This is a genomic window from Pseudomonas sp. Pse79 (assembly GCF_024519615.1).
Classification (GTDB): Bacteria; Pseudomonadota; Gammaproteobacteria; order Pseudomonadales; family Pseudomonadaceae; genus Aquipseudomonas; species Aquipseudomonas veronii.
In genome coordinates this window covers 26,687-50,047 of the sequence record NZ_JALJRR010000015.1, presented here as the reverse complement: position 1 = coordinate 50,047, position 23,361 = coordinate 26,687, and the positions used below count along the sequence as shown (strand labels likewise).

The following is a 23,361-nucleotide window of genomic DNA, read 5'->3' as shown; positions in this document are numbered from 1 at the left end:
CACCGCCGGGGCGATAACCGCCCCCGTAGGAGCGAGCTTGCTCGCGAAGAACCTCAACGATTACGCGGATAGCCTGGCTCTGCGCGGTGCTCTGAAGTTTTTCGCGAGCAAGCTCGCTCCTACATTACCCGGCGACAACTTGTCGGGACCAAAACAATAAGAATGAAAGGTACTTTCCCATGCCTAGCGAACCCACTGGATCCTCCGTCGACTTCGAAAAAGTCGATTCCCAATACTTCCAACAACGCGAACTGAAAAAAGGCGCCGCCGGCTGGGTGCTGCTGGTCGGCCTTGGCGTTGCCTACGTGATCTCCGGCGACTACGCCGGCTGGAACTTCGGCCTGGCCCAGGGTGGCTGGGGCGGCATGTTCCTCGCCACATTGCTGATGGCCACCATGTACCTGTGCATGTGCTTTTCCCTGGCCGAACTGTCTTCCATGATCCCTACTGCCGGCGGTGGCTACGGTTTTGCCCGCAGCGCCTTTGGCCCTTGGGGCGGGTTCCTGACGGGCACCGCGATCCTGATCGAATACGCCATCGCCCCCGCCGCCATCGCGGTGTTCATCGGCGCCTATTGCGAGTCGTTGTTCGGTATCGGCGGCTGGATGATTTACCTGGCGTTCTACATCATCTTCATCGGCATCCATATCTTTGGCGTGGGTGAAGCCTTGAAGCTGATGTTTGTCATCACCGCCGTCGCCGCCATTGCACTGGGCGTGTTCCTGGTGTCGATGGTGCCGCACTTCAACGTCGCCAACCTGCTCGACATCCCGGTGACCGACGCCAAGGGCGCCAGCACCTTCCTGCCATTCGGCTACGTCGGCGTGTGGGCAGCGATTCCCTATGCGATCTGGTTCTTCCTGGCGGTAGAAGGCGTGCCGCTGGCGGCCGAAGAAACCAAGAACCCGAAGCGCGACCTGCCTCGCGGCCTGATCGGCGCCATTGTGGTGCTGACCAGTTTTGCCCTGCTGATCCTGGTGATTGCACCGGGCGGCGCTGGCACCTACGCGCTGATCAAGTCCGGCAACCCGCTGGTTGAAGCGTTGGCGCTGTCTTACGGCGGCTCGACCTGGATGGGCAGCTTCGTCAACCTGGTCGGCCTGGCGGGCTTGATCGCCAGCTTTTTCTCGATTATCTACGCCTATTCGCGACAGATCTTCGCCTTGTCCCGCGCCGGCTACCTGCCGCGCAAACTGTCCCAGACCAACAAAAGCAAGGCGCCGGTCCTGGCGCTGGTGATCCCCGGCATTATCGGTTTCGGCCTGTCGCTGACCGGCCAGGGCGACCTGCTGATTCTGGTGGCGGTGTTTGGCGCGACCATTTCCTACGTGCTGATGATGGCCGCGCACATCACCCTGCGCATCCGTCGCCCCAAAATGGATCGTCCGTACCGCACGCCGGGCGGCATCTTTACCTCCGGCGTGGCCCTGATATTGGCCTGCGTGGCCGTGGTGGCGGGCTTTCTGGTCGACCCGCGAGTGGTGATTGGCGCTGCAATCATCTATGGAGTATTAATTGCTTACTTTGCTTTCTACAGCCGGCATCACTTGGTAGCAGGCACGCCGGAAGAAGAGTTCGCGGCGATCCAGGCCGCAGAGGCCGCCTTGCACTGACTGCCGTAAACCTCGACGCGGGCGCCTTACCCATATTTGCCCGCGTCATCAAGGAGACACTGTATGGCAAGTTTTTCCCACGCGGTGGGTGCATCGACCTACCGCTTCGACAGCCTCAAGGACGTGATGGCCAAGGCCAGCCCCGCCCGTTCAGGCGACTTCCTCGCTGGCGTCGCCGCACAGAACGATGGCGAGCGGGTGGCGGCGCAAATGGCCTTGGCGAATATCCCGCTGAAGCACTTCCTGCAAGAGGCGCTGATTCCCTATGAAAGCGACGAAGTCACCCGACTGATCATCGACACCCACGATAAACAGGCGTTTACCGCCGTCAGCCACCTGACCGTCGGCGGCCTGCGCGACTGGCTGCTCAGTGACGCAGCCGATGAACAATCCCTACGCGCCTTGGCGCCAGGGCTGACACCAGAAATGGCCGCCGCCGTGTCGAAGATCATGCGCGTGCAAGACCTGGTGCTGGTCGCGCAGAAGATCCGCGTGGTCACCCGGTTTCGCGGCACCATGGGCCTGCGCGGCCGCTTGTCGACCCGCCTGCAACCCAACCACCCCACCGACGAACCGGCGGGCATCGCGGCGAGCATTCTCGACGGCCTGTTGTACGGCAACGGCGACGCCATGATCGGCATCAACCCGGCCACCGACAGCATCGCCTCGATCTGCGCCATGCTGGAGATGCTCGACGCGATCATCCAGCGTTACGAAATCCCCACCCAGGCCTGCGTGCTGACCCACGTCACCACCTCCATCGAAGCCATCAACCGTGGCGTGCCGCTGGACCTGGTGTTCCAGTCGATCGCCGGCACCGAGGCGGCCAACGCCAGTTTCGGCATCAGCCTGAGCGTGCTGCAGGAAGGCTACGAAGCAGGCCTGAGCCTGAACCGTGGCACCCTCGGGCAGAACCTGATGTATTTCGAAACCGGCCAGGGCAGCGCCTTGTCGGCCAACGCGCACTTCGGCGTCGACCAGCAAACCTGTGAAACCCGCGCCTACGCCGTGGCCCGGCACTTCAAGCCGTTCCTGGTGAACACCGTGGTCGGTTTTATCGGCCCCGAGTACCTGTACAACGGCAAACAGATCATCCGCGCCGGCCTCGAAGACCACTTCTGCGGCAAGCTGCTGGGGGTGCCGATGGGTTGCGACATCTGCTACACCAACCACGCCGAAGCCGACCAGGACGACATGGACACCCTGCTGACCCTGCTGGGCGTGGCCGGGATCAACTTCATCATGGGCATTCCCGGTTCGGACGACATCATGCTCAACTACCAGACCACCTCGTTCCACGACGCCCTGTACGCCCGCCAGACATTGGGTTTAAAGCCGGCGCCGGAGTTTGAACAGTGGCTGGCGAACATGGGCATTTTCACGCAAGCCGACGGCAAAGTGCGCTTCGGCAACAGCCTGCCACCGGCGTTTCGCCACGCCTTGGCGCAATTGGGATGAAGGAGCCGCCCGTGCAACCAGACTTACCCGAAAACCCGTGGCTGGAACTGCGTCGCCTGACCCCGGCGCGCATCGCCCTGGGCCGTACTGGCACCAGCATCCCCACCAGCGCACAGTTGGACTTCCAATTTGCCCACGCCCAGGCGCGGGACGCGGTCCACCTGCCCTTCGACCACGTCGGCCTCAGCACTCAGCTCGCCGAACGCGGGCGTGACAGCCTGTTGCTGCACAGCGCCGCCGTCGACCGCCACAGCTACCTGCAACGCCCGGACCTGGGGCGGCGTCTGAGCGATGAGTCGGCCCAGGCGCTGCGCGACCATGCTGCGGCCAACCCGGGCGGCATCGACCTGGCCGTGGTGGTGGCCGATGGTCTGTCGGCGTTGGCGGTGCATAAACACACGTTGCCGTTTCTCACGCGCATGGAGGAACAGACCCACGCCGAAGGCTGGTCCTTGTCGCCGGTGATCCTGGTGGAACAGGGCCGCGTCGCGGTGGCCGATGAGATTGGCCAGCTACTCGGCGCCAAGATGGTGGTGATCCTCATCGGTGAACGACCGGGGCTCAGTTCGCCGGACAGCCTGGGCCTGTATTTCACCTACAACCCCAAGGTTGGCCTCACCGACGCGTACCGCAACTGCATCTCCAACGTGCGCCTGGAGGGTTTGAGTTATGGCATGGCGGCCCATCGCCTGCTGTACTTGATGCGGGAGGCCTGCCGTCGGCAGTTGTCGGGGGTCAACCTCAAGGATGAGGCGCAGGTTCAGACCATCGAGTCAGATGACCCGGACTTGGTGAAAGGCAATTTCCTGCTCAGCCCGCCCACCGACTGATCCCCGCACGATTGCGCTTTTTCACGTCTTTAGGCAGCATCGAGTCACGGCCGCTCGCGTGGTCATATACCATCTGGAAGTTGAGGCCTGGCATGCGGATCACTCAAGCGACCCTGGAACACCTGGACCTGTTGACCCCGTTATTCGTCAAATACCGCGAGTTCTACGGGGCGCTGCCGTTCCCGGACTCTTCGCGGGCGTTCCTGGAAAAACGCCTGCGCCGCAAGGAATCGGTGATCTACCTGGCCCTGGCCGATGACGACGACAAGCGCTTGCTCGGGTTCTGTCAGCTGTACCCGAGCTTTTCTTCGTTGTCGCTCAAACGGGTGTGGATCCTCAACGACATCTACGTCGCCGAAGACGCGCGCCGGCAATTGGTAGCCGACAACCTGATGCGCGCGGCGAAGAAGATGGCCAAGGAAACCCATGCAGTGCGGCTGCGGGTGTCGACCAGCAGCAACAATAACGTGGCGCAGAAGACGTATGAGTCGATGGGTTTTCGCGAAGACAGCGAGTTCAAGAACTACGTGTTGCCGATCAGCGAAGACTGACCCCATCTCCCAAGCCCCCCAAAATTCCTGTGGGAGGAGCTTGCTCCCGATAGCCGTGGACCCGTCAGACTATTTATAACTGACACGCGCCCATCGGGGGCAAGCCCCCTCCCACATTTGGTTCTGTGGTGCTCTGGGAGCAGAGTGCCATGACATCCCCCGCTACAAAACCCACACACTCTTTTCACTTCTCAATCCGTATAATGCCGACCTTTCAGGATTGTAAGAAGCGCGACAAATACTTGTAGCCTTATTACCCGAGCCTCCGCACAGGCCTGCTGAGTCGGGCCATTCACACAGGTGCCATCCATGGATTTCAACCCGCTTGACCTTATCCTGCATCTCGACGTCTACCTCGACCTGCTGGTAAAAAATTACGGTCTGTGGATCTACGCCATTCTGTTCCTTGTAATCTTTTGCGAAACCGGCCTGGTGGTCATGCCGTTCCTGCCGGGTGATTCATTACTGTTCATTGCCGGCGCGGTGGCGGCGGGTGGCGGCATGGACCCGGTCTTGCTCGCCGGTCTATTGATGTTGGCGGCGATCCTCGGCGACAGCACCAACTACGTGATCGGGCGAACAGCCGGCGAACGCCTGTTCAGCAACCCGAACTCGAAAATCTTCCGCCGCGACTACCTGCAAAAAACCCACGACTTCTACGACAAGCACGGCGGCAAAACCGTGACCCTGGCGCGCTTCCTGCCGATCCTGCGCACCTTTGCGCCGTTCGTCGCCGGTATCGCGAAAATGCCCTACCCGCGCTTCTTCGGCTTCAGTGTGCTGGGCACCGTCTTCTGGGTCGGCGGCCTGGTAACCCTGGGCTACTTCTTCGGCAACGTGCCGTTCATCAAGAAAAACCTCTCGCTGCTGGTGGTGTTCATCATCCTGCTGTCGCTGGTGCCGATGATCATCAGCGTGTTCCGCAGCCGCTTTGGTCGCACGTCTTCCGAAGCCAAGTCGCAGTAACCTGCGATGTGGTCCCTCAGCGCCTGGCGTCGCCGGCGCCTGCTGACCAAGCACCCGATTGCCGATGACACCTGGCAGCGGGTGCGCGAGCACCTGACCTTCCTCGACGGCATCAGCGCCGAGCAAGACCAGTGGCTGCGCGAAGCCTGCGTGGTGTTTCTCGCCGAAAAACACCTCACCGCCCTGCCCGGCGTCGAGCTGCACCAGGAACAACGCCTGCTGCTCGCCGCCCAGGCGCAACTGCCACTGATGAACCTCGGCGACCTCGACTGGTATCAGGGCTTCCACGAGATCGTGCTGTACCCCGACGACTTCCTCAGCCCGCAACGTCATCGCGATGCCAGTGGCGTCGAGCACGAGTGGGACGGCGAGCACAGCGGCGAAGCCTGGCAACAAGGCCCGGTGATCCTCGCCTGGCCCGGCGTGCTGGCCAGCGGCAACTGGGAAGGCTACAACCTGGTGATCCACGAACTGGCGCACAAGCTCGACATGCTCAACGGCGACGCCAACGGCCTGCCGCCCCTGCACCACGACATGCGCGTGCAAGACTGGGCCCGCGTGATGCAAGGCGCCTACGATGAGCTTAACCGCCAGTTGGACGCCAACCCCGACGCCGAAACCGCCATCGACCCCTACGCCGCCGAAAACCCGGCAGAATTTTTCGCGGTCACCAGCGAATATTTTTTCAGCGCGCCAGATTTATTGGTGGAAAGTTATCCACAGGTGTACGCCCAACTCCGTCATTTTTACCGCCAGGACCCTCTGGCCCGCCTCGCGCAGCTGCAAGCGCACGACCCGCGTTATCAGCCACAAGGCGAATGACTGTACGACGTCTGGTGCATGGCATCGGCGTCAGAATATGCCTATAATCGCCGCCACTTTTAGGCCAATCCGGCCATGTACATGGCCAACTACGGGGGCAACGCCCAATGAGCTACAGCAAGATTCCGGCTGGCAAAGACCTGCCGAACGACATCTACGTCGCCATCGAGATTCCGGCCAACCACGCGCCGATCAAATACGAAATCGACAAAGACAGCGACTGCCTGTTCGTTGACCGGTTCATGGCCACCCCGATGTTCTACCCGGCCAACTACGGTTTCATCCCCAACACCCTGGCTGACGACGGCGACCCCCTCGACGTGCTGGTCGTAACCCCTTACCCGGTTACTCCAGGCTCGGTTATCCGCGCGCGTCCAGTCGGCATCCTGAACATGACCGACGACGGCGGCGGCGATGCCAAAGTCATCGCAGTGCCCCACGACAAACTGTCCCAGCTGTACGTGGACGTGAAGGAATACACCGATCTGCCGCCACTGCTGCTGGAACAGATCAAGCACTTCTTCGAGAACTACAAAGACCTCGAAAAAGGCAAATGGGTGAAGATCGACGGTTGGGGCAACGCAGATGCCGCCCGCGCCGAGATCATGAAGTCGGTCGCCGCCTACAAAGGCTGATACCGACTCCTCATTGCCCCGGCAATCAAAAAAGCCCCGATCATTCGGGGCTTTTTTTGTGGAAAAAATTAAACGCCAAGTTCAATTATTAACACTCTATGTTGAACTAAGCAGCGCCAACGAAAGATCAGGCTACAACTAAGTAAAAACCTACACCGGCAATTGAACGCATAGTTTATTTGATCTATTTTCCCGGCCAGTAAACTCAGCGTTTATGAATACATCAGGTGATCGCTTAAAAGCGTTATTACGGGAAGTTCATCTTTCCGCTTCCGACTTCGCCAAGAACCGCGGCGTCACGCCTCAGCACGTGAACAACTGGTTCAAACGCGGTGTTCCCATGGGCCGACTCAACGAAATCGCAGAACTGTTGTGCGTCTCCAGCCGCTGGCTGCACGCCGGTGTAGGCCCTAAACACCCACCGGCCAACTTCCTGTTGGACGCTCAAGATGCAAGGAAAGCATTGCCCACCCGCGAAGAAAGCGGCAAATACCTCACAGGCCCGGCCCGTTCCCCGGAAACAATCGATGTGGAGATCACCCTCCATCCGTCCTTCACCTCAACCGAACGCATCCGCCTCTCCCGTCACACCCTCGAGACCTTAAACGTAAACCCCGACCGCGCCCTCGGCGCCTACATGGTCGATAACAGCATGGTCGACATCATCCAACAAGGCGCCACGCTCGCCATCGACCGCGGCCGCACCCAAATCATCGACGGCGAAATCTACGCCGTCGAACACGACGACATGCTGCGCATCAAATACCTCTACAACCGCCCCGGCGGCGGCCTGCGCATGCGCAGCCACAACGCCGGCGAACACCCCGACGAATACCTGACCTTCGATCAACGCTTCGAACAGAACTTCCAGATCGTCGGCTGGGTGTTCTGGTGGTCCACCCTCAACAACCGCCGCCCACCCGTGCCGCTGGATGAACACCTGCTGGGCTGGGAAGGCTCTAAATCGGATACGGAGGTGGGCAACTGAGGTGAATGTGGGTATCATGCGCCGCACATTTGGCAGGGGCTGGTTTTAGGCCATTCACCCTGCCAGGCGATGCGGAAAAACTCCCGCGGATGCCCTGACTATTCAGCCAGACGCGATGTTGGCTGAGCGATTTGAAGGCTGGTGAGGTTTGTCAAAAACAAGCTGAGGCGGTCCCCGAGAAGCCGGCCACAAGCCGGCTTTTTAATTGTCCGAAACAAGCCTATCCATTCTGAGAAATCAACTGATAGCGTCTCTATTCAGAGGCCATAAGGTATTTCTCTGTCCAATGGGGTTTAACGCCACCTAACCTCATCCGGCGATGTGATGGGCGAGGCATCAATCAGCCTCCATCCATCTGCGCAAGCATCCGGCGAAAACGCTGCAACGAAAGTGCGAACAGCACGCTGCCGATGAGTAGTAGCGCAAGAAGTTGAACCCACACCACGTCCAGCCCCGCGCCGCGGTACAGCACGCCTTCTCCCAACTGCACCAAGTGGGTGGTGGGTGCGGCCAGCATCAGGTACTGCACCAGCGTGGGCATGCTTTCGCGCGGAGTGGCGCCGCCGGAGAGCAGGATCAACGGCAACAGCACCAGCATCAGCAACAGGCCGAACTGCGGCATGCTGCGGGCCACGGTGGCCAGATAGATGCCCAGGGCGGTGTTGGCGAACAAGCTCAGCGCGGCGCCGACCAGGAACAGCCAGATCGAGCCTTCGATGGGTACGGCGAGCAACCCGCGTACCACGAACTGCAACGACAACGCCGCCGCCACCAGCACCACCGTGCCCATCGCCAGGACCTTGGCCAGCATGATCTGCGTGGGGGTGACCGGCATCACCAACAGGTGTTCGATAGTGCCGTGCTCACGTTCGCGGATCAGCGCGGCTCCGGTCAGAATGATCGCCAGCATGGTGATGTTGTCGATGATCTGCAGCAGGCTGCTGAACCAAGTCTTGTCCAACGCCGGGTTGAAACGTGCGCGCAGCGCCAGTTCCACCGACGGGGCCGAATTGCCGCGATAACGCTGCACGAAGGTCTTGACCTCATCGGTAACGATCTGCTCGACATAGGCGCTGCCGCTGAAGGCTTGATCCATGCGTGTGGCATCGACGTTGAGCTGCACCTGCGCGGGACGACCCGCCAGAACATCGCGCTGCAGGTTGGGCGGCATGTACAGCACGAAGGTATAGCGGCCGGAGTCCAGACCGGCGTCCATCTCGGCAACACTGATGTGCTCTGGTTGCGTGAACTGAGGCGGGTAGAAAGCGGTGGCGATGCGCTGCGACAGGGGCGAATCATCTTCGTCGACGAAGGCGATCGGTGCGTTGTTCAGGGTATCTGGAATGGCCGAGGCGGCCGTGTAGACCATCGCCGTGAAGCTGAAGACGATCAGCAGCAGCATGACCGGATCGCGCCACAGACTGCGAAGCTCCTTGACGCCCAGTTGCCAGATATTGGAAAAAGTACGTTTCATCTCAGCGCTCCTGTTTGTGCAGCATCGCAATCGCCAGCCCCATCACCAGCGGTAGGGCCACCAACAAGGCAATGAAGGACTGCTGCAGATCAGCCAGCCCCAAAGCCTTCGCGAATACGCCACGGCTGATGAGAAACATGTGGGTGGCCGGGTAGGCTTCGCCGATCAGCTTGCCGATGCCCTCCAACGAGGAAACGGGTGTAGTCAGCCCGGCGAACTGGGTGGCAGGCACCAGCGTGCCGATCAGCGCAGCGAACATCGCGGCGATCTGACTGCGCGTGACGGCCGATGCGACCAGCCCCATGCCGGTGGAGATCACCAGAAACACCAGGGTGGCCAGCGCCAGGGTGGCAAAGCTGCCCTTCATGGGCACGTCCAGTACGGTCACCGCCAGCACGCTCATCAACAGGAAGTTCAGCATTCCCAGCGCCACATAGGGCAGTTGCTTGCCAAGCAGGAACTCGGTGCGGGTGACAGGGGTGACGTAGAAGTTGATGATCGCGCCCAGTTCCTTCTCGCGCACCACGGCTAGCGCGGTCAGCATCGCCGGCAGCATCAACAGCAGCAATGGCACCACCGCCGGGACGATGGCGGGCAGGCTCTTGATGTCCGGGTTGTAGCGAAAGCGCGTCTGCACTTCGACCGGGTTGGTGTAGGTTTTGCCGTTCAATCGCTGGGATTTTTGCGTGAGCCAGAGCAGGTGCATGCCCTGCACATAGCCTTGCACGGTTTCGGCGCGGCTGGGCATGGCGCCGTTGATCCAGGCACCGACCTGGGCGTTGTGCCCCAGCGTCGCGTCGCGGGCAAAGCCGGACGGGATCTCGATGACCAGACTCAGTTCGCCGGTCTGCATGCGTCGGTCCAGCTCTGCGTAACTGTGCAACGGCGGGCGCTCAAGAAAATACGGCGAACCGGAGAGCGCCAGGGTGTAGTCATGGCTCAGGCCGGTCTGATCACGGTCAAGCACGGCGTAGCGCAGGTCATTGACGTCAGTGCTGATGCCATAGCCGATAACAAACATCAGCAGCAGCGATCCCAGTAGCGCCAGTGTGGCGCGTACCGGATCGCGCCGCAGTTCCAGCGACTCGCGCCAGGCGTAGCTGAGTAGACGCTGCAGGCTGAACGACTGAGCCTGTTCGGCTGCTGTTGCGGCCGTGCCGTGCTGTGTGGGAGCGCTCTCATCCGGCACATGCGCGGCATTGTTATCGGCCTCGATCAGATAACCGATAAAGGCCTCTTCCAGGCTGGCGGCACCGCGTTTTTCCACCAACTGCATTGGCGCATCACTGTCGAGCACCTTGCCCGCATGCATCATCGACATGCGGTCGCAGCGCTCGGCCTCGTTCATGAAGTGGGTGGAGATGAAGATGGTCACGTGGTCGCGCCGCGACAGTTGCACCAACAAGCGCCAGAACTTGTCGCGCGCCACCGGATCGACGCCCGAAGTCGGCTCGTCCAGAATAAGCAGTTCGGGCTTGTGAACCATCGCCACGGCCAGCGATAGGCGCTGGCGCATGCCCATGGGGATGCTAGGCGGCAGGCTATCCATGACGTCCAGCAATTCAAAACGCCCGGCCATTTGCTGCACGCGAGCGTCGATCTCTGTGGCGGGCACATGGAATAGTTTGGCATGCAGGACCAGGTTCTGCTTTACCGTCAATTCGTTATAGAGCGAGAACGATTGCGACATGTAGCCTACGCGACTGCGTGTGGCAAGGTCGTGAGAGTCGATCTCCTTGCCGAACAGCCAGGCACGGCCTTCGCTGGCGGGTAGCAGGCCGGTGAGCATTTTCATCGTAGTGCTCTTGCCGCAGCCGTTGGAGCCGAGAAACCCGAAGATTTCTCCGCGACGGATGCGAAAGCTCACGTGATCCACGGCCGTGAAGTCGCCGAAGCGCATTGTCAGCCCCTGGGCTTGGATGGCGATATCATCCGGGTCGGTCTGCAAGGGAGGAATGACCACGGGCTCATGGTCTTGCTTTTTCTCGTCCGGCAGCAAACTGATGAAGGCCGATTCCAACGAATCGCAATGGGTGCGTGCGAGCAGTTCGGCAGGCGTGCCGGTGGCCCGCACCCGACCTTCGTCCATGACTGCCAGCCAGTCAAAGCCTTGTGCTTCATCCATGTAGGCGGTGGCGACGATCACGCTCATGCCGACTCGCTGGCGACGGATACGGGCGATCAGTTCCCAGAACTGCGCGCGCGCCAGCGGATCGACACCCGTAGTGGGTTCGTCGAGGATCAGCAGGTCGGGATCATGGATCAGAGCGCAGCACAGGCTCAGTTTCTGCTTCATGCCTCCCGAAAGCTTCCCGGCGGGTCGCGCAAGAAATGGATACATGCCGGTGCTACGGGTCAAATCGTCGATGCGTCGGCGCCGTTCGCTGGCGTTTTGACTGAACAACCGTGCGATGAACTGCAGGTTTTCTTCCACTGACAGTGTGGGGTACAGGTTCTTCCCCAGGCCTTGGGGCATGTAGGCAATACGCGGGCAGATCTGGTCGCGGTGGGCCTTGCTGGCGATGTCGGCGCCCAGCACCTCTACTGTGCCTTGCTGTACCCGACGCGCGCCGGAGAGCAACGACAGCAGACTGGACTTCCCTACGCCATCCGGGCCGATCAGCCCTACCATGCAACCGCCAGGGATGTCCTGGGTGATGCCCGACAGCGCCTGGGTCTTGCCGTAGTGCAGGCTTACGTCCCGCAGGCGAACCACGGGCTCAGCGAGGCTGTTCATGGCAAGTCCCTAAGCTGCAAGGCTTCAGGCCATTGGGCCTGTGGATCGGTCCTGATCCAGGCAACGCCGGGCAGGCCGGACTTTACATAATCCTGGTACTTGCTCAGCAATGCTTTGTCGATCCGAGCCTTGACCCGGAACATCAGCTTCTGCCGCTCATTGGCTGTCTCCACGAATTTGGGGGTGAACTGGGCCTGGCGCGAGACAAAGGTGACCGTGGCGGGTATCGGCAAGTGCGGCGCGGTGTCCAGCACGACGCGCACTTCACTGCCCAGGGCCACTTGCCCGGCGGCTTCGGTGGGCAAGAAGAAGCTCATGTAGACATCTGACAGGTCGATCAGGTTAAGCACCTTGCCGCCATCGCTGAGCATTTCGCCGGGCTGGGCCAGGCGATACTGCACGCGGCCACTGCGCGGGGCCTTGAGAGTGCTGTCGTCCAACTCGGACTGGATGCGCTCGACCGTGGCCTGCGCTGCCGCGACGGTCGATGTTGCGCCGGTGACTTCGGCGTCGCTGGCTTCGATGGCCGATCTGGCGGCGTTAGCCTGCGCGCGCGCGGCATTGAGCGCAGCGCCGGTATTCGCCACTCTGGCGCGGTCATCGTCCAACTCCTGGCCTGTTGTGGCGCCGTCCTTGACCAATACCTCGGTGCGTACCAGTCGACGCTGGGCGGCATTCAGTTCCGTATGGCGCTGAACCACGACAGCCTCGGCGGCGGCCTGCTCGCTGCGGCGCATGCTCACCTGCGCCTGAGTGGCCTTCACGGCATGTTCTGCCCGCTGCAATTGCGCCTGGGCCTCGCGCATCTGGGCCAGCAGCGAATCGATATGCATGTGTGCCAACACCTGCCCAGCCTGCACCTCGTCACCTTCATCGGCCAGGATCTGCGCGACGCGCCCACTAAATTTGGCGGCCACGTCCACCTCCGTGGCTTCAATGCGTCCATTGCTGACCATCAGACCGTCCGGCACAGCGCGTTGATCGAACCAGTCCCAGCCGATCCAGGTCGCACCGGCAATGGCCGCCACGATGGCAACTGCGGTGATTTTCTTCTTGATGGAGGCGCTCATGGCTGGGTTATTCCTCTGCAATATCTGAAAACAGGGTGGATGACGGCTGGTCGAGTAACGGGGCGTTCGGCACATGCCGTGAGCCGCCACCCAGTGCGGCATACAGCGCCACCCGGTTGCGTAGCAGTGCGTGTTGCGCTTGTACCTCTTGTTGCTGGGCCTGCAGACGATCACGTTCGGCGTCAAGCACCTCCAGGAAACTGGAGCGGCCACGGTCATGGCTCAGGAGCGCCAGCCGACTGCGTTCCTCCTGGATCTCGACGGCTTGCTGCTGCACTGATAGTTGCTGTTGCAGCCAGTGCTGGTTGGCCAGGGCATCCGCTACGTCGCGAAAGGCGCTCTGGATGGTTTGCTCGTACTCAACGACGGCAAGGTGTTTGCGCACATTCGCCAAATCCAGGTTGGCCTGGTTCAGTCCGCCATCGAAGACCGGCAACGACAGGCTTGGCGCGAAGTTCCAGGCACGGCTGCTTGCGCTGAATAAGTCACTCAGTTCTGCGCTGGCCAGGCCGCCGAAAGCGGTCAAGCTAATGCGCGGGAAGAAGGCCGCGCGGGCCGCGCCGATATGGGCATTGGCGGCACGCAGGCGATGCTCTGCTGCGACGATGTCCGGGCGGTTGATCAGCAGGTCGGATGGCAGGCCGGCATCCAGGGGCTGGACCAGGGTCTGATCGGCGACAGGCCTGTAGTTGGCATCGACGAGGTCAACCTGTCCGACCAGCAGATTCACGGCATTGTGTTGCAGGTCACGTTGCTGTTGCAGTTGCAGCGTCAACGCCTCGGCCTGGGTCAGCAGCGTCTGCACCTGGGTCAGTTCCAGCTTGGTCACTGACCCCATCTCGAACCGACGTGTGAAGATGCGCAGCGATTCGCTCTGGTTGGCCAGAGCGACATTAGCCAGGTGCAGGCGCTTATCCAGCTCGCGGAGGCTAATCCAGGCGTCGGCCACCTGCGCCACCAGACTGATCGTCACTGCCTGATGCCCGGCCTGGGTCGCCAGGAATTGCTGCAAGGCTTCTTCGTTCAGGCTGGTGATACGTCCCCAGAAGTCGATCTCCCAACTGCTGATACCCACACCTGCCTTGAATTCGTTGCCCGTCGAGGTCTGACCGATTTCCGTCAGATCTGCAGGCGTGCGCGAGCGTTTCGCATCGACTCCCAGGGCAACCGTGGGCGTCAGGGCGCTGCGCTCGATGCGGTAGGCCGCCTGTGCTTGCCGAACCCGCAAAGCGGCACTGCGCAGGTCGTGGTTGTGAAGCAGCGCCTGGCGGATCAAAGCCTGTAGATGAGGATCGGGAAAATAGCTCTGCCAGGTTTTATCGGCCGCCGAGGTTAGTGCGGCATCCTCGGATTTTTTACCGCTCCCTTGCTGGTAATGCGCAGGCAAGGTGCTGTTGTCGGGGGTTGTATACGGCGGTATTAGCGTAGTGCAGCCTGATAGCAGCACCACCACAAATGCTGCATTGCACTGTCGTGACATGGTGTGAAGTTTCCGATCCAGAGGAGGCATGGAGGGAAGTGTGCTCTTCACGCGTCAATCGTCTTTCAAGGTTTAATCAAGATTTCATCAAGTGCGGCCAAATACCGGTCTGCGGAACAGACGCCCACGGCGCAACCTTGCCTTGAGCGTCTGAGATTATTTTGGAGGCTGTAGCGGTGTCGTCAGCACTGAAATGGGCGGCTCGCTCATGAGCAGCCAAGCGCCCGCCACCAATAACAAGACTGCCGCCACGGTGCAGGCCAACCAAATCAGTTTCCGGCACCCTGGCCTCCGCGCCGGGATGAGCTGTCTACGTAAGCGCACGGTGGATGTCTATTCGCCTCAGAATGAATAGTGCAATGAGGCAAAACTGGTGACGCCGGTTTTTTCTTCCACCACAGGACTTTTGTTCGCCTCTTCGCGGAACTCCATGACATTCAACCCGACCAACATCGCCCAATGCTGATTGAATTTATGTTGCCAGTCCGCTGACAACGAGTAGGCATAGACGCCGGAGTCGGCATCGAAACGAGAGAACCGGGAAGCCTGGGCCTGGGCATCGCTCACCCCGAAGTAGGTGCGGTTGTAGCGCTTATCCCCGGCATGCACGTTCATACCAAGGGTAATCACATCACCTGCCGTTTTCAGTACGGTGCTTTCCAGGCCCAACCGGTAACGATTACCACGCTTATAACCAGCAACGCGCAGCTCTGCTTCACCCTTGATCGACAGCCAGGAGGTCAGATCCTGTGCCAGCTGAAACGTGGCAGTGGTCGCGCCTGTGACTTCACCCATCCCCTGGAGTCGCTTGGAACCCGGGCGCCAAACGCTGTCTTCATCAGTACGGCCAAAGTCGTAGCCGATTGCCACGCTGGAGTAAAACCCGCTCTGAGTCAGGTATTCCGCACCAAGGCCGCGCATGGAATCGGCAAAGAAAATGCCGCGATAAATACTCAGTGTCGGCACCAGCATGGCTCGCGATTGTTTTGCGCCCAGATAGCGAGGGGTATAGGCGGCACCCAGTCCCACCGTGACCTCGGTTTTTTCGCCAAACAAGCGGGTGGATACGTCAGCGACTTGCTGCTGGGCCTGGCTTTTCAGCGGAATCAGCAAGCAGAGGCTGCCGGTAATGAAAACCGAGACAGCGCTGGTCATGTGTCGCTTGTGTTTGTATCGAGAAACGGGCTTGCTCATGGCGGTTCATCCTTTGAGGTTCAGTACCCCGGTAGTGAGCCGCCTTCGATTCAAGGTCGCGCCAAGAAACGGTGAAGACTTCGTCAAGGACAACGGACCAGGTTTTGCCTGCGCCCGCTTTCGGCTGGCGCAGCCTTCGCCTTGAGTCAGCCTGGCAACTCGATATGGATGCGACCGCCGCCCTCGGCACGATTATGGACACTCAGCTTGCCACTATGGGCTTGGCAGATAGCGACTGCCACCGACAGCCCCAGCCCGCTGCCGCCTGCATGGCGAGAGCGCGAATGTTCGGCACGCCAGAAACGGTCGCACGAGCGCTCGATATGCTCCGGTGCGAAGCCCGGGCCAGCATCCTCGACGTCGAGCAGCACCCGGTCTTGCCGCTTGCTGGCCCGCAGCGCCAGATACCCCCCGGATGCGGCGTAGCACAGGGCATTGTCGAGCAGGATCGACAGTACCTGGCCTAAGCGGTCGCGATCGGCGATCAACATCAAACCGTCCGGACAGTCGAGGACGATGTTCACCGGTTGCTGTTGCAAGCGTGGCGCCGCCCAAGCCACTCGCTCTTCCATCAGGGACTTGAGTGCAAAGCTTGAGGGCATCAGCTGCAACTGGTCGGCTGTGGCCAGCGACAATAAGTACAGATCATCAATGAGCCGATTGAGCTGATCAAGCTGTCGCATGATCATGACCAACTGTTGCGGCGAGGCCTCGAATACGCCATCGATCAGACCCTGTAGCCGCCCCTTGGCAGCGGTGAGGGGCGTGCGCAGCTCGTGGGCGATGGCGGCGCTGGATGCCTGTAATTCCCGCTCCTGCCGCTCCAGGCGCTCAGCCATGTGGTTGAAATCGGCCATCAGGCTATACAGCGCTGCGGGGGCATCGCGCACGTTGCCTGCTCGTGACCGGAAGTCTCCGCCAGCGATGTGCATTGCCGAGATCGCAACGGCGCTGAGTTGGCGCGACAGGCGCAACGAGACCCAGATGCCGCCGCCGATAATCAGGGGGAGCGCAATCAGCGCCAGCCCGCTGAACCACAGCAGATCCGCCCGGAGGACCTCTGGCGTGAAGTAATCGCCATAGAGGTATTGCCCATAGATTTCACGCAGGCGCTCGGCATTGGCGGCATGGTCGACTTCCAGGACCTTGAGTTCCTGGCGCACGGCCTCGGGCAGTGCGTTTCGCAGTTTGGTTTCCCACGAGAAGAAGCGTAACCACATGCCAGCCCCCACCACCAGCATGGCCGCCAGTGCCAGGCCGATCATGCGCAGGCTGATCCAGTACCAGAGTTGGCGGGAGAGTCCGTTCTTTGCCGTGCTCATGCCGGATTGCTGAAGCGATACCCCAGCCCCCGCACCGTCAGAACGACATCGTGAATGCCTACTCGCTCCAGCTTGCGTCGCAGGTTGTACAGGTGGGCATCGACCACTCGCTCCATCGCATCACTTTCGGGCAGGCAGTTGGCGAGCAGCTCGGCACGTGTGTACATGCGCGATGGCGCGGCCATCATCATGGACAGTAGATTGAACTCGGTGCGCGTCAACTCCAGGGGTTGATTGGTGCCATTGATTTCAATGGTCGCCAGTGCCGCATTCAAATCAATGACCAAGTGATTATGCCGTAGCAAGGTCGACTGACCCTGGCCACCCCCACGCCAACGCCGCAGCACCGCATGCACGCGAGCAACCACTTCCCCTGGGTTGTAGGGTTTGACCACATAGTCATCAGCACCGTACAGCAGGGAGTTGATGCGGCTGGGTTCGTGCCCAACAGCGGTCACCATAATGACTGGGGTCGCTGAGTGTTGGCGAATGGCAGTCAAAACCTCGTTGCCGCTGAGTCCCGGCAACATGATGTCCAGCAGCACCAGATCCGGCCGCCAACGCGCGTGGTAGTCCAAGGCTTTATGGCCATCTGCTGCATGTCGCGTCTGGAATCCATCCCGGCCAAGATAGGCCTCCAGTACTTCAGCCCCATCGAAATCATCCTCGACGATCAGTACTCGTCCTAAACTCACAGGTCACTCCTTCATGCGATCTTGATGGCTTGTTGATCGTTACTTGATATTTCGGTGCAACGATAATTGCGCTTCTGAATGCGGCCGTAAATCGTTGAGACGACTAAACGCTACCACTTGAAACAAAATCGACAAGCTTATTTTTTGCAATTTGTCAAGTTCTATCAAGTGTTGGCAATCAGGATGAATGGAGGAGGGACATATGGAAATATCACCAAATGTGGATCGCTGGGGTTTTCAGCGCTTCGTTGAGTCGTCGGTGTCAGAAGGGTTCCTGCGCGAGCCGGTCCTGATGGAAGGAATGTCTGGTTCGCGCATCACGCGCAATGGCCTGCCGTATGTGAATTTTTCGGGGATCAACTACCTCGGCTGGCAACAGGACCCGCAAGTGCTCGATGCGTTCTGTGAGTCGGTCAAGCGCTATGGGCTTTCCACCGGTGGGTCGCGGGCGACGCAGGGTGTCTGCGAGCCACATTTCCGATTGGAAACGTTGCTCAGCGAGCATCATGGCAAAGACAAAACACTCACGTTTGCCTCAGGCATGCTGGCCAACCTTGGCTTCATCAATGCCATGACAGCGAAGTTCAATTTCTCCCCCAGCAGCGGCATTGACAACCGCGATGCCGTGCTGATCTTTGACCGTGATTGCCACTGGAGTCTCTGGAAAGCCGCCGCGCACCTTAAGTACGGCGAATCGCTGCTGTCGTTCAAGCATAACGATGTGGCCGACCTTGAACGTGTTCTGCAAAATATCGGAGATCGAAAGGCCATTGTGGTTTTCGAAAGTGTCTACTCCTCCGACGGGAGCGTGGCGCCTATCGGTACGATCCTGGATCTGTGTGAACGATTCAATGCCCTGAGTTATATCGACGACGCCAATGGTTTCATGGTGTATGGCGAGCCGCAGCGCAATTTCTACGAAGAGTTCCAGCACCTTCGCCGCGCCGATTTCATCATGATCTCATTATCGAAATCAGTAGGCCTGGAAGGCGGTGCGATCAGCGCCAACGCGGAGTACATCGACGCCTTTGAAGTACTGAGTGGAACGTCGATCTTCACAGCCGCCATTCAACCGCCAACGGCAGACGCAGCGGCATCCATCATCGAGCGCCTCAAGCGCGACCCTTCCATCATGGATGACTTCCTGCGCAGAAGCCTGGCGTTTCGCCTGCGATTGCTTGACGGTGGACTGCAGCTCAATAGCACACCGTCTTACATCACCTCCGTGTTGATCGGCAAGGACAGCAAGGCCGAGCAAGTTCGGGAGCAGTTGGAGCAACAAGGCTTCTGCGTGCCGATCTTCCGCTATCCGGCGGTCAAGCCCAATCAGGCACTGATACGGCTGATCTTGCACCGGCACCACACCGACGCGGAAATCGAGAGGTTTGCCCAAAGCCTGGAAAATCTGCTCGGTTGCGATGATTCATCCAGTCGATTGGGCGAGAGCCTGCTAGCGGCAGCGAACTAGGTCAGGAAGTCGCATATGACACGCATGGAACAGGTGGTGCGGGTCGGCTTGCCGGCCAGCACAAATGACACCACTTGGGCGGCGGAACATATTGAAATCAAGGACTCGATTGCGACGATTGACCGAACGTCCTGGAATCAACTGTGCAAGCCTCATCAGTTTTGCAGCCATGAGTATATGGCTGCCCTGGAGGCCAGCGGCCTGGAATGCCAGTACCTTTATGCGCTGGCCATTTCAAACGGTGAACTGGTCGGCGCTGCTGTAGCCACCCTATGGCGGATTCATCTGCCATATGGGATGTCATTGCGCGTCACAACCCTGGGAACGCCGGTCAATACGGGGTTGCCGCTGATGTTAGCGGTGACTGCGAATTCCATAAGCCTGCGATATGGTCTGGTGGCTGCGCTGGAGCGGGCGTCAATCAAGCGCGGCGTCCGACTGTTCGTCGGGCGGGATTTTCCGACAGCCGACTACCTCCACAAGCAGGCGCTCGACAAGCTCTACAGCTGCGCGCATTTGGAGCTGCCCTGGACAGACTTTGAGCAGTATCTGGAGCAGCACCCCAAGCGCAAAAGCATACGCCGTGATCTGCGATCGCTTGAAAAGGCAGGCTATTGTCTCGACATTCGCGAGGGTCAGGCACTGTCGACTGATGAAGCGCAGCGCTTGCACGCCTTATGGTTACAGCTGTATCGCAAACATCACTCGCCTGACCAGATCATGGTCACCGAAGATTTCTTTCTGCAAATGAGCCAGCTCGACCATGCGGTGTGGTTGCTGCTGCGCAAGGAAGGACGCATTGATGCGTTCGACCTCTGTTTTGTTCTGGGCGACCATCTGGAATCCACCTATTGCGGCGTGGATCTGGAGGCAACGAGTCGCCTGTCCATCCACCGCGCAATGGGCTACCACATCGTTCGCCACGCCATCGGCAAAGGACTGCGCAGCATTAACTTTGGTATTTCCAACGAGCAGGGCAAAGTCGAAATGGGCTGTCGCCTGCAAGCCTGTTACGCCTGGATGCAAGCCAATCCCAAGTGGCTCGGGCGACTGCTTCGCATGATCCTGCATCGATTTGTGCTCAAGCACGACCAGGACAAGCTCGCGCAGGAAAACCTGACTGTGGAAGACCAGCGGTGAAGCGGCTGCTACACAAACATGGCGCCGGTCTTTTGCTCTTGACCGGTCTGCAATGGGTGATTTCGGTGGCGGATTGGATGCTGATCGTACTGCTGCAGATCGTGGTATTCGATCTGACCCAGTCGGCGTTCAACATCATGTTGCTGGTCATATGCGAGTTGATCCCGATGCTGCTGTTCGGCGCATGGGCCGGTGCAGTGGCCGATCGCACCGATCTCAAACGGGTACTGGTCTGGGCCTGTGTGGCGCGTCTGTTCATCATCCTGGCACTCTTGCTGCCGGCGATGCGTGGGCAGCTTATCCCGATCCTTGCCATTGCTGCCCTGGCGGCGACATGCAACCGGTTCTTCGTGCCGGGTGCCAGTGCCTTGTTACCCAGCCTGGTTTCGGCAGATAGGCTACCCGCTGCCAACGCCATCATCATGGCCGCGCGCATGTCAGGGATGGCCATCGGTACGCTGTTGGCTGGCGTGCTGGCCAGCCACTACGGGCATGTGCTGGCGGTTGTGGTAATTGGCGTGCTGCTGCTCATCGCCAGTGTCTTGTGTGTGTTGTTGCCCTCGTCCCATGTCAAGCGGGAGCAGGCCGATGAAGTAGGTATCTGGCGCGATTTGCGCACGGCGGTTTCACGCTATGGAGCCAGCCTGATACTGCCCATGACGGCCAGTATGCTGGTGATGCTGGCCCTTGGCAGTTTTGAGATTCTTGCGCTTGTCTATGTGGTCCAGGTGCTGGAGCGCCCACCGGCCGATGTCGGGTTGCTGTTCGGCGCCTATGGTGTCGGCATGCTGGCTGGACTTGCTTTGTCGTCATGGCCCCGTGTCGGGCAGCAATATGGCGCATGGATGTTGATCAGTCTGACCCTGATATGTGCCTCTATCTGGGTTGTATCGAAAGTCGACAGCCTCGGTTTGGCATTGCCGTTGGTGGCTGTGACGGGGCTGGCGGAGGGGCTGGTCATTACCCTGAGCCTGTTACGCATCTATCAGCAGGTTGCTGGGGATTTCTATGCCCGTGTGATTGCATTGCTGGATACCGGCACAGGCGCGGCCTTTCTTGTTTCGGTCATGCTGACAGGCGTCGTGGCCGATAAGGTACCGGCAAACATCTTGCTGCAAGGGCTCGCCATGACGCTCACCGGCTTGCTGCTGTTGGGGGTCATTGTGATGAAGGTGAGTACAGCCTGGCTTCACCTGAAAAAGGTGGAGCTCGAATAGAACACCGTTAATCACGCAGAGCACTGACGCCCGCTCTTTTGAAGAACACCCTCATACCGCTCCTGGAGTTCTCTAGGAAACATCCCGCAAGTGAAAAGGACCGATACTGCGAGTAGCTCAACCAATTGTCCCTTTTAAGTTGACAGTAAGACGCCTCCCAGCCGATTTATCCCCCACGTCCCGCCCATTAATCTGTGCCCATGTTGAACGCAACGCCCAACCCACTTAAACAAAAAAGGATTCAACCATGAGCACGCCAACCTACAACCGCTTGAACAAAGACGACGCCGTAGTCCTGCTGGTCGACCACCAGACCGGTCTGATCTCCCTGGTGCAGGACTTCTCGCCCAACGAGTTCAAGAACAACGTGCTGGCCCTGGCGGACCTGGCCAAGTTCTTCAACCTGCCGACGATCCTCACCACCAGCTTCGAGCAAGGCCCTAACGGCCCGCTGGTGCCGGAGTTGAAGGAGATGTTCCCGGACGCGCCGTACATCGCTCGCCCTGGCCAGATCAATGCGTGGGACAACGAAGACTTCGTCAAGGCGATCAAGGCCACCGGGCGTAAGCAGATCATCATTGCCGGCGTGGTGACGGATGTGTGCGTGGCGTTCCCGACGTTGTCGGCGCTGGCGGAGGGGTTTGATGTATTTGTGGTGACGGATGCGTCGGGCACCTTCAATACCACGGTGCAACAGGCGGCGTGGAGCCGGATGACGCAGGCCGGTGCGCAGATGATGAACTGGTTTTCGGTGGCGTGTGAGCTGCATCGCGACTGGCGCAACGATATCGAAGGCCTGGGCAATCTGTTGTCCCAGCGTATTCCGAACTATCGCAACTTGATGAATGGTTATGCGGCGCTGACGGCGCAGCAGAAGTAAGAAAACTGCCGTCAACGATAAGCCTGCTTGAAAAAGCAGGCTTGCTTCGTTAGGTGCTGCGATGGACGGTGCGGCGCCCGCACTTTACTCAGTAGAAATAGTTGGACTCGGCTTTTTTATCGAGCCCCACCAAAACACTCTGAGCAATTCGGCAGGCCGTCGGCGCGGCGTTGGGGCCCCAGTGCTGGCAGTAGTAACGACCTTCGTTCACCGATTTACCCTCCTCGGTGAAGACTTCGATCACTGCATTCCAGAGTGACACCCGTGGGGCGTCACTGGTGGGGTCGAGGCACAGCAGGTGGGTGATTTGTAATTCATCGTCATCGTTTGCCTGGTAACCCTGATAGCCGATAACCAGCAGCCAATGCGCCGCCAGGCCGTCGTCCCAATCGACACAGACGATCGGGATTTTGCGGTTGTCGACGGCGTCGGCAATATTGCGGATGGTCGTCTGTCGTCGCGGCGCTGCATCCAGCACTTCGGTCACAACCCCGGCGTGCTTGAACACATCAACCAGCCAGCTCACATCGAAATCGTCGGTGCCTTCCGACACCAGGGCGCCAAAGGCCAGCAGGCTTTCGCGAAAGCGACCCAGTCGGGTTCGGCCATCGTAACTGTCGAGTGATTGAGCCTGCTCGCGGGACATAACGCCCAATGCGATCAAGGTCATCGCCACGCAGTAAGGTCCACAGGCACCATCCATTTCGCCTTGGCGTAAATGAACATAGTCATGTGCGCGGGGGTGAGCACAGGTCACCGGGCCGTTGGGGGATACCGACAACCAAGGGCTTACAAACATTCGATTCATGCAGCGTCATTCC

Annotated in this window: 20 protein-coding genes; 12 read left to right on the top strand and 8 right to left on the bottom strand. The window is 59.8% G+C overall.

Annotated features, from left to right (window positions below; all coding sequences use genetic code 11):
• Positions 1 to 179 precede the first annotated feature (179 nt).
• The 8 genes from eat to NR164_RS19290 all read left to right on the top strand — a co-directional run bounded on the left by eat (position 180) and on the right by NR164_RS19290 (position 7,863).
• A complete protein-coding gene (eat, locus tag NR164_RS19325) occupies positions 180 to 1,613 on the top strand; it encodes an ethanolamine permease (protein WP_232590919.1) in 1,434 nt (477 codons plus the stop codon).
• A 63-nt stretch (positions 1,614 to 1,676) separates the two neighbouring features.
• Positions 1,677 to 3,071, top strand: coding sequence for an ethanolamine ammonia-lyase subunit EutB (locus NR164_RS19320; RefSeq protein WP_017848363.1), 1,395 nt, complete (start codon positions 1,677 to 1,679; stop codon positions 3,069 to 3,071).
• Positions 3,068 to 3,901, top strand: a complete 834-nt coding sequence (gene eutC / locus NR164_RS19315) for an ethanolamine ammonia-lyase subunit EutC (RefSeq protein WP_017848364.1) — start codon at positions 3,068 to 3,070, stop codon at positions 3,899 to 3,901. Before NR164_RS19320 ends, eutC begins: the two co-directional genes overlap by 4 nt.
• A gap of 92 nt (positions 3,902 to 3,993) precedes the next feature.
• Entirely contained in the window at positions 3,994 to 4,452 is a 459-nt protein-coding gene (locus tag NR164_RS19310; protein ID WP_017848365.1) for an N-acetyltransferase, read from the top strand.
• Between the two features lie 309 nt (positions 4,453 to 4,761).
• Positions 4,762 to 5,418, top strand: coding sequence for a DedA family protein (locus tag NR164_RS19305; protein ID WP_079444784.1), 657 nt, complete (start codon positions 4,762 to 4,764; stop codon positions 5,416 to 5,418).
• Positions 5,419 to 5,424: 6 nt separating this feature from the next.
• On the top strand, positions 5,425 to 6,240 hold the full coding sequence (locus NR164_RS19300; protein ID WP_256823130.1) for a zinc-dependent peptidase: 816 nt from the start codon (positions 5,425 to 5,427) through the stop codon (positions 6,238 to 6,240).
• A 107-nt stretch (positions 6,241 to 6,347) separates the two neighbouring features.
• Positions 6,348 to 6,875, top strand: coding sequence for an inorganic diphosphatase (gene ppa / locus NR164_RS19295; RefSeq protein ID WP_003176323.1), 528 nt, complete (start codon positions 6,348 to 6,350; stop codon positions 6,873 to 6,875).
• A 214-nt stretch (positions 6,876 to 7,089) separates the two neighbouring features.
• Positions 7,090 to 7,863 (top strand): S24 family peptidase, encoded by a 774-nt coding sequence (locus tag NR164_RS19290; RefSeq protein ID WP_046381915.1) that lies wholly within the window; start codon positions 7,090 to 7,092, stop codon positions 7,861 to 7,863.
• Between the two features lie 340 nt (positions 7,864 to 8,203).
• On the opposite strand, the gene NR164_RS19285 is transcribed toward NR164_RS19290, so the two are convergent.
• The 7 genes from NR164_RS19285 to NR164_RS19255 all read right to left on the bottom strand — a co-directional run bounded on the left by NR164_RS19285 (position 8,204) and on the right by NR164_RS19255 (position 17,835).
• Positions 8,204 to 9,337, bottom strand: a complete 1,134-nt coding sequence (locus NR164_RS19285; RefSeq protein ID WP_046381914.1) for an ABC transporter permease — start codon at positions 9,335 to 9,337, stop codon at positions 8,204 to 8,206.
• A gap of 1 nt (position 9,338) precedes the next feature.
• Positions 9,339 to 12,074 carry a ribosome-associated ATPase/putative transporter RbbA gene (gene rbbA / locus NR164_RS19280; protein ID WP_057005493.1) on the bottom strand — a complete coding sequence of 912 codons (2,736 nt, stop codon included), beginning with the start codon at positions 12,072 to 12,074 and terminating at the stop codon, positions 9,339 to 9,341.
• On the bottom strand, positions 12,071 to 13,144 hold the full coding sequence (locus tag NR164_RS19275; RefSeq protein ID WP_046381912.1) for an HlyD family secretion protein: 1,074 nt from the start codon (positions 13,142 to 13,144) through the stop codon (positions 12,071 to 12,073). Before NR164_RS19275 ends, rbbA begins: the two co-directional genes overlap by 4 nt.
• A gap of 7 nt (positions 13,145 to 13,151) precedes the next feature.
• Positions 13,152 to 14,624: an efflux transporter outer membrane subunit gene (locus NR164_RS19270; protein ID WP_256823129.1), complete on the bottom strand. Its 1,473-nt coding sequence runs from the start codon at positions 14,622 to 14,624 to the stop codon at positions 13,152 to 13,154.
• A 342-nt stretch (positions 14,625 to 14,966) separates the two neighbouring features.
• Positions 14,967 to 15,818, bottom strand: a complete 852-nt coding sequence (locus tag NR164_RS19265) for a MipA/OmpV family protein (protein ID WP_079444793.1) — start codon at positions 15,816 to 15,818, stop codon at positions 14,967 to 14,969.
• Between the two features lie 146 nt (positions 15,819 to 15,964).
• Positions 15,965 to 17,140 carry a cell wall metabolism sensor histidine kinase WalK gene (locus tag NR164_RS19260; protein ID WP_046381910.1) on the bottom strand — a complete coding sequence of 392 codons (1,176 nt, stop codon included), beginning with the start codon at positions 17,138 to 17,140 and terminating at the stop codon, positions 15,965 to 15,967.
• A complete protein-coding gene (locus NR164_RS19255) occupies positions 17,137 to 17,835 on the bottom strand; it encodes a response regulator (RefSeq protein ID WP_046381909.1) in 699 nt (232 codons plus the stop codon). The genes NR164_RS19260 and NR164_RS19255 overlap by 4 nt, the downstream gene beginning before the upstream one ends.
• Before the next feature lie 202 nt (positions 17,836 to 18,037).
• Between NR164_RS19255 and NR164_RS19250 the strand changes: the two genes are divergently transcribed.
• The 4 genes from NR164_RS19250 to ycaC all read left to right on the top strand — a co-directional run bounded on the left by NR164_RS19250 (position 18,038) and on the right by ycaC (position 22,540).
• Entirely contained in the window at positions 18,038 to 19,303 is a 1,266-nt protein-coding gene (locus NR164_RS19250; protein ID WP_046381908.1) for a pyridoxal phosphate-dependent aminotransferase family protein, read from the top strand.
• A gap of 15 nt (positions 19,304 to 19,318) precedes the next feature.
• Positions 19,319 to 20,443: a GNAT family N-acetyltransferase gene (locus NR164_RS19245; RefSeq protein ID WP_079444794.1), complete on the top strand. Its 1,125-nt coding sequence runs from the start codon at positions 19,319 to 19,321 to the stop codon at positions 20,441 to 20,443.
• Positions 20,440 to 21,660 (top strand): MFS transporter, encoded by a 1,221-nt coding sequence (locus tag NR164_RS19240; RefSeq protein ID WP_169865502.1) that lies wholly within the window; start codon positions 20,440 to 20,442, stop codon positions 21,658 to 21,660. Before NR164_RS19245 ends, NR164_RS19240 begins: the two co-directional genes overlap by 4 nt.
• A 247-nt stretch (positions 21,661 to 21,907) precedes the next feature.
• The gene (gene ycaC, locus NR164_RS19235) at positions 21,908 to 22,540 is read left to right on the top strand and encodes an isochorismate family cysteine hydrolase YcaC (RefSeq protein WP_046381905.1); all 633 of its coding nucleotides are present in this window, start codon (positions 21,908 to 21,910) and stop codon (positions 22,538 to 22,540) included.
• Between the two features lie 88 nt (positions 22,541 to 22,628).
• On the opposite strand, the gene NR164_RS19230 is transcribed toward ycaC, so the two are convergent.
• Entirely contained in the window at positions 22,629 to 23,348 is a 720-nt protein-coding gene (locus NR164_RS19230) for a hypothetical protein (RefSeq protein ID WP_046381904.1), read from the bottom strand.
• Positions 23,349 to 23,361: the final 13 nt, after the last annotated feature.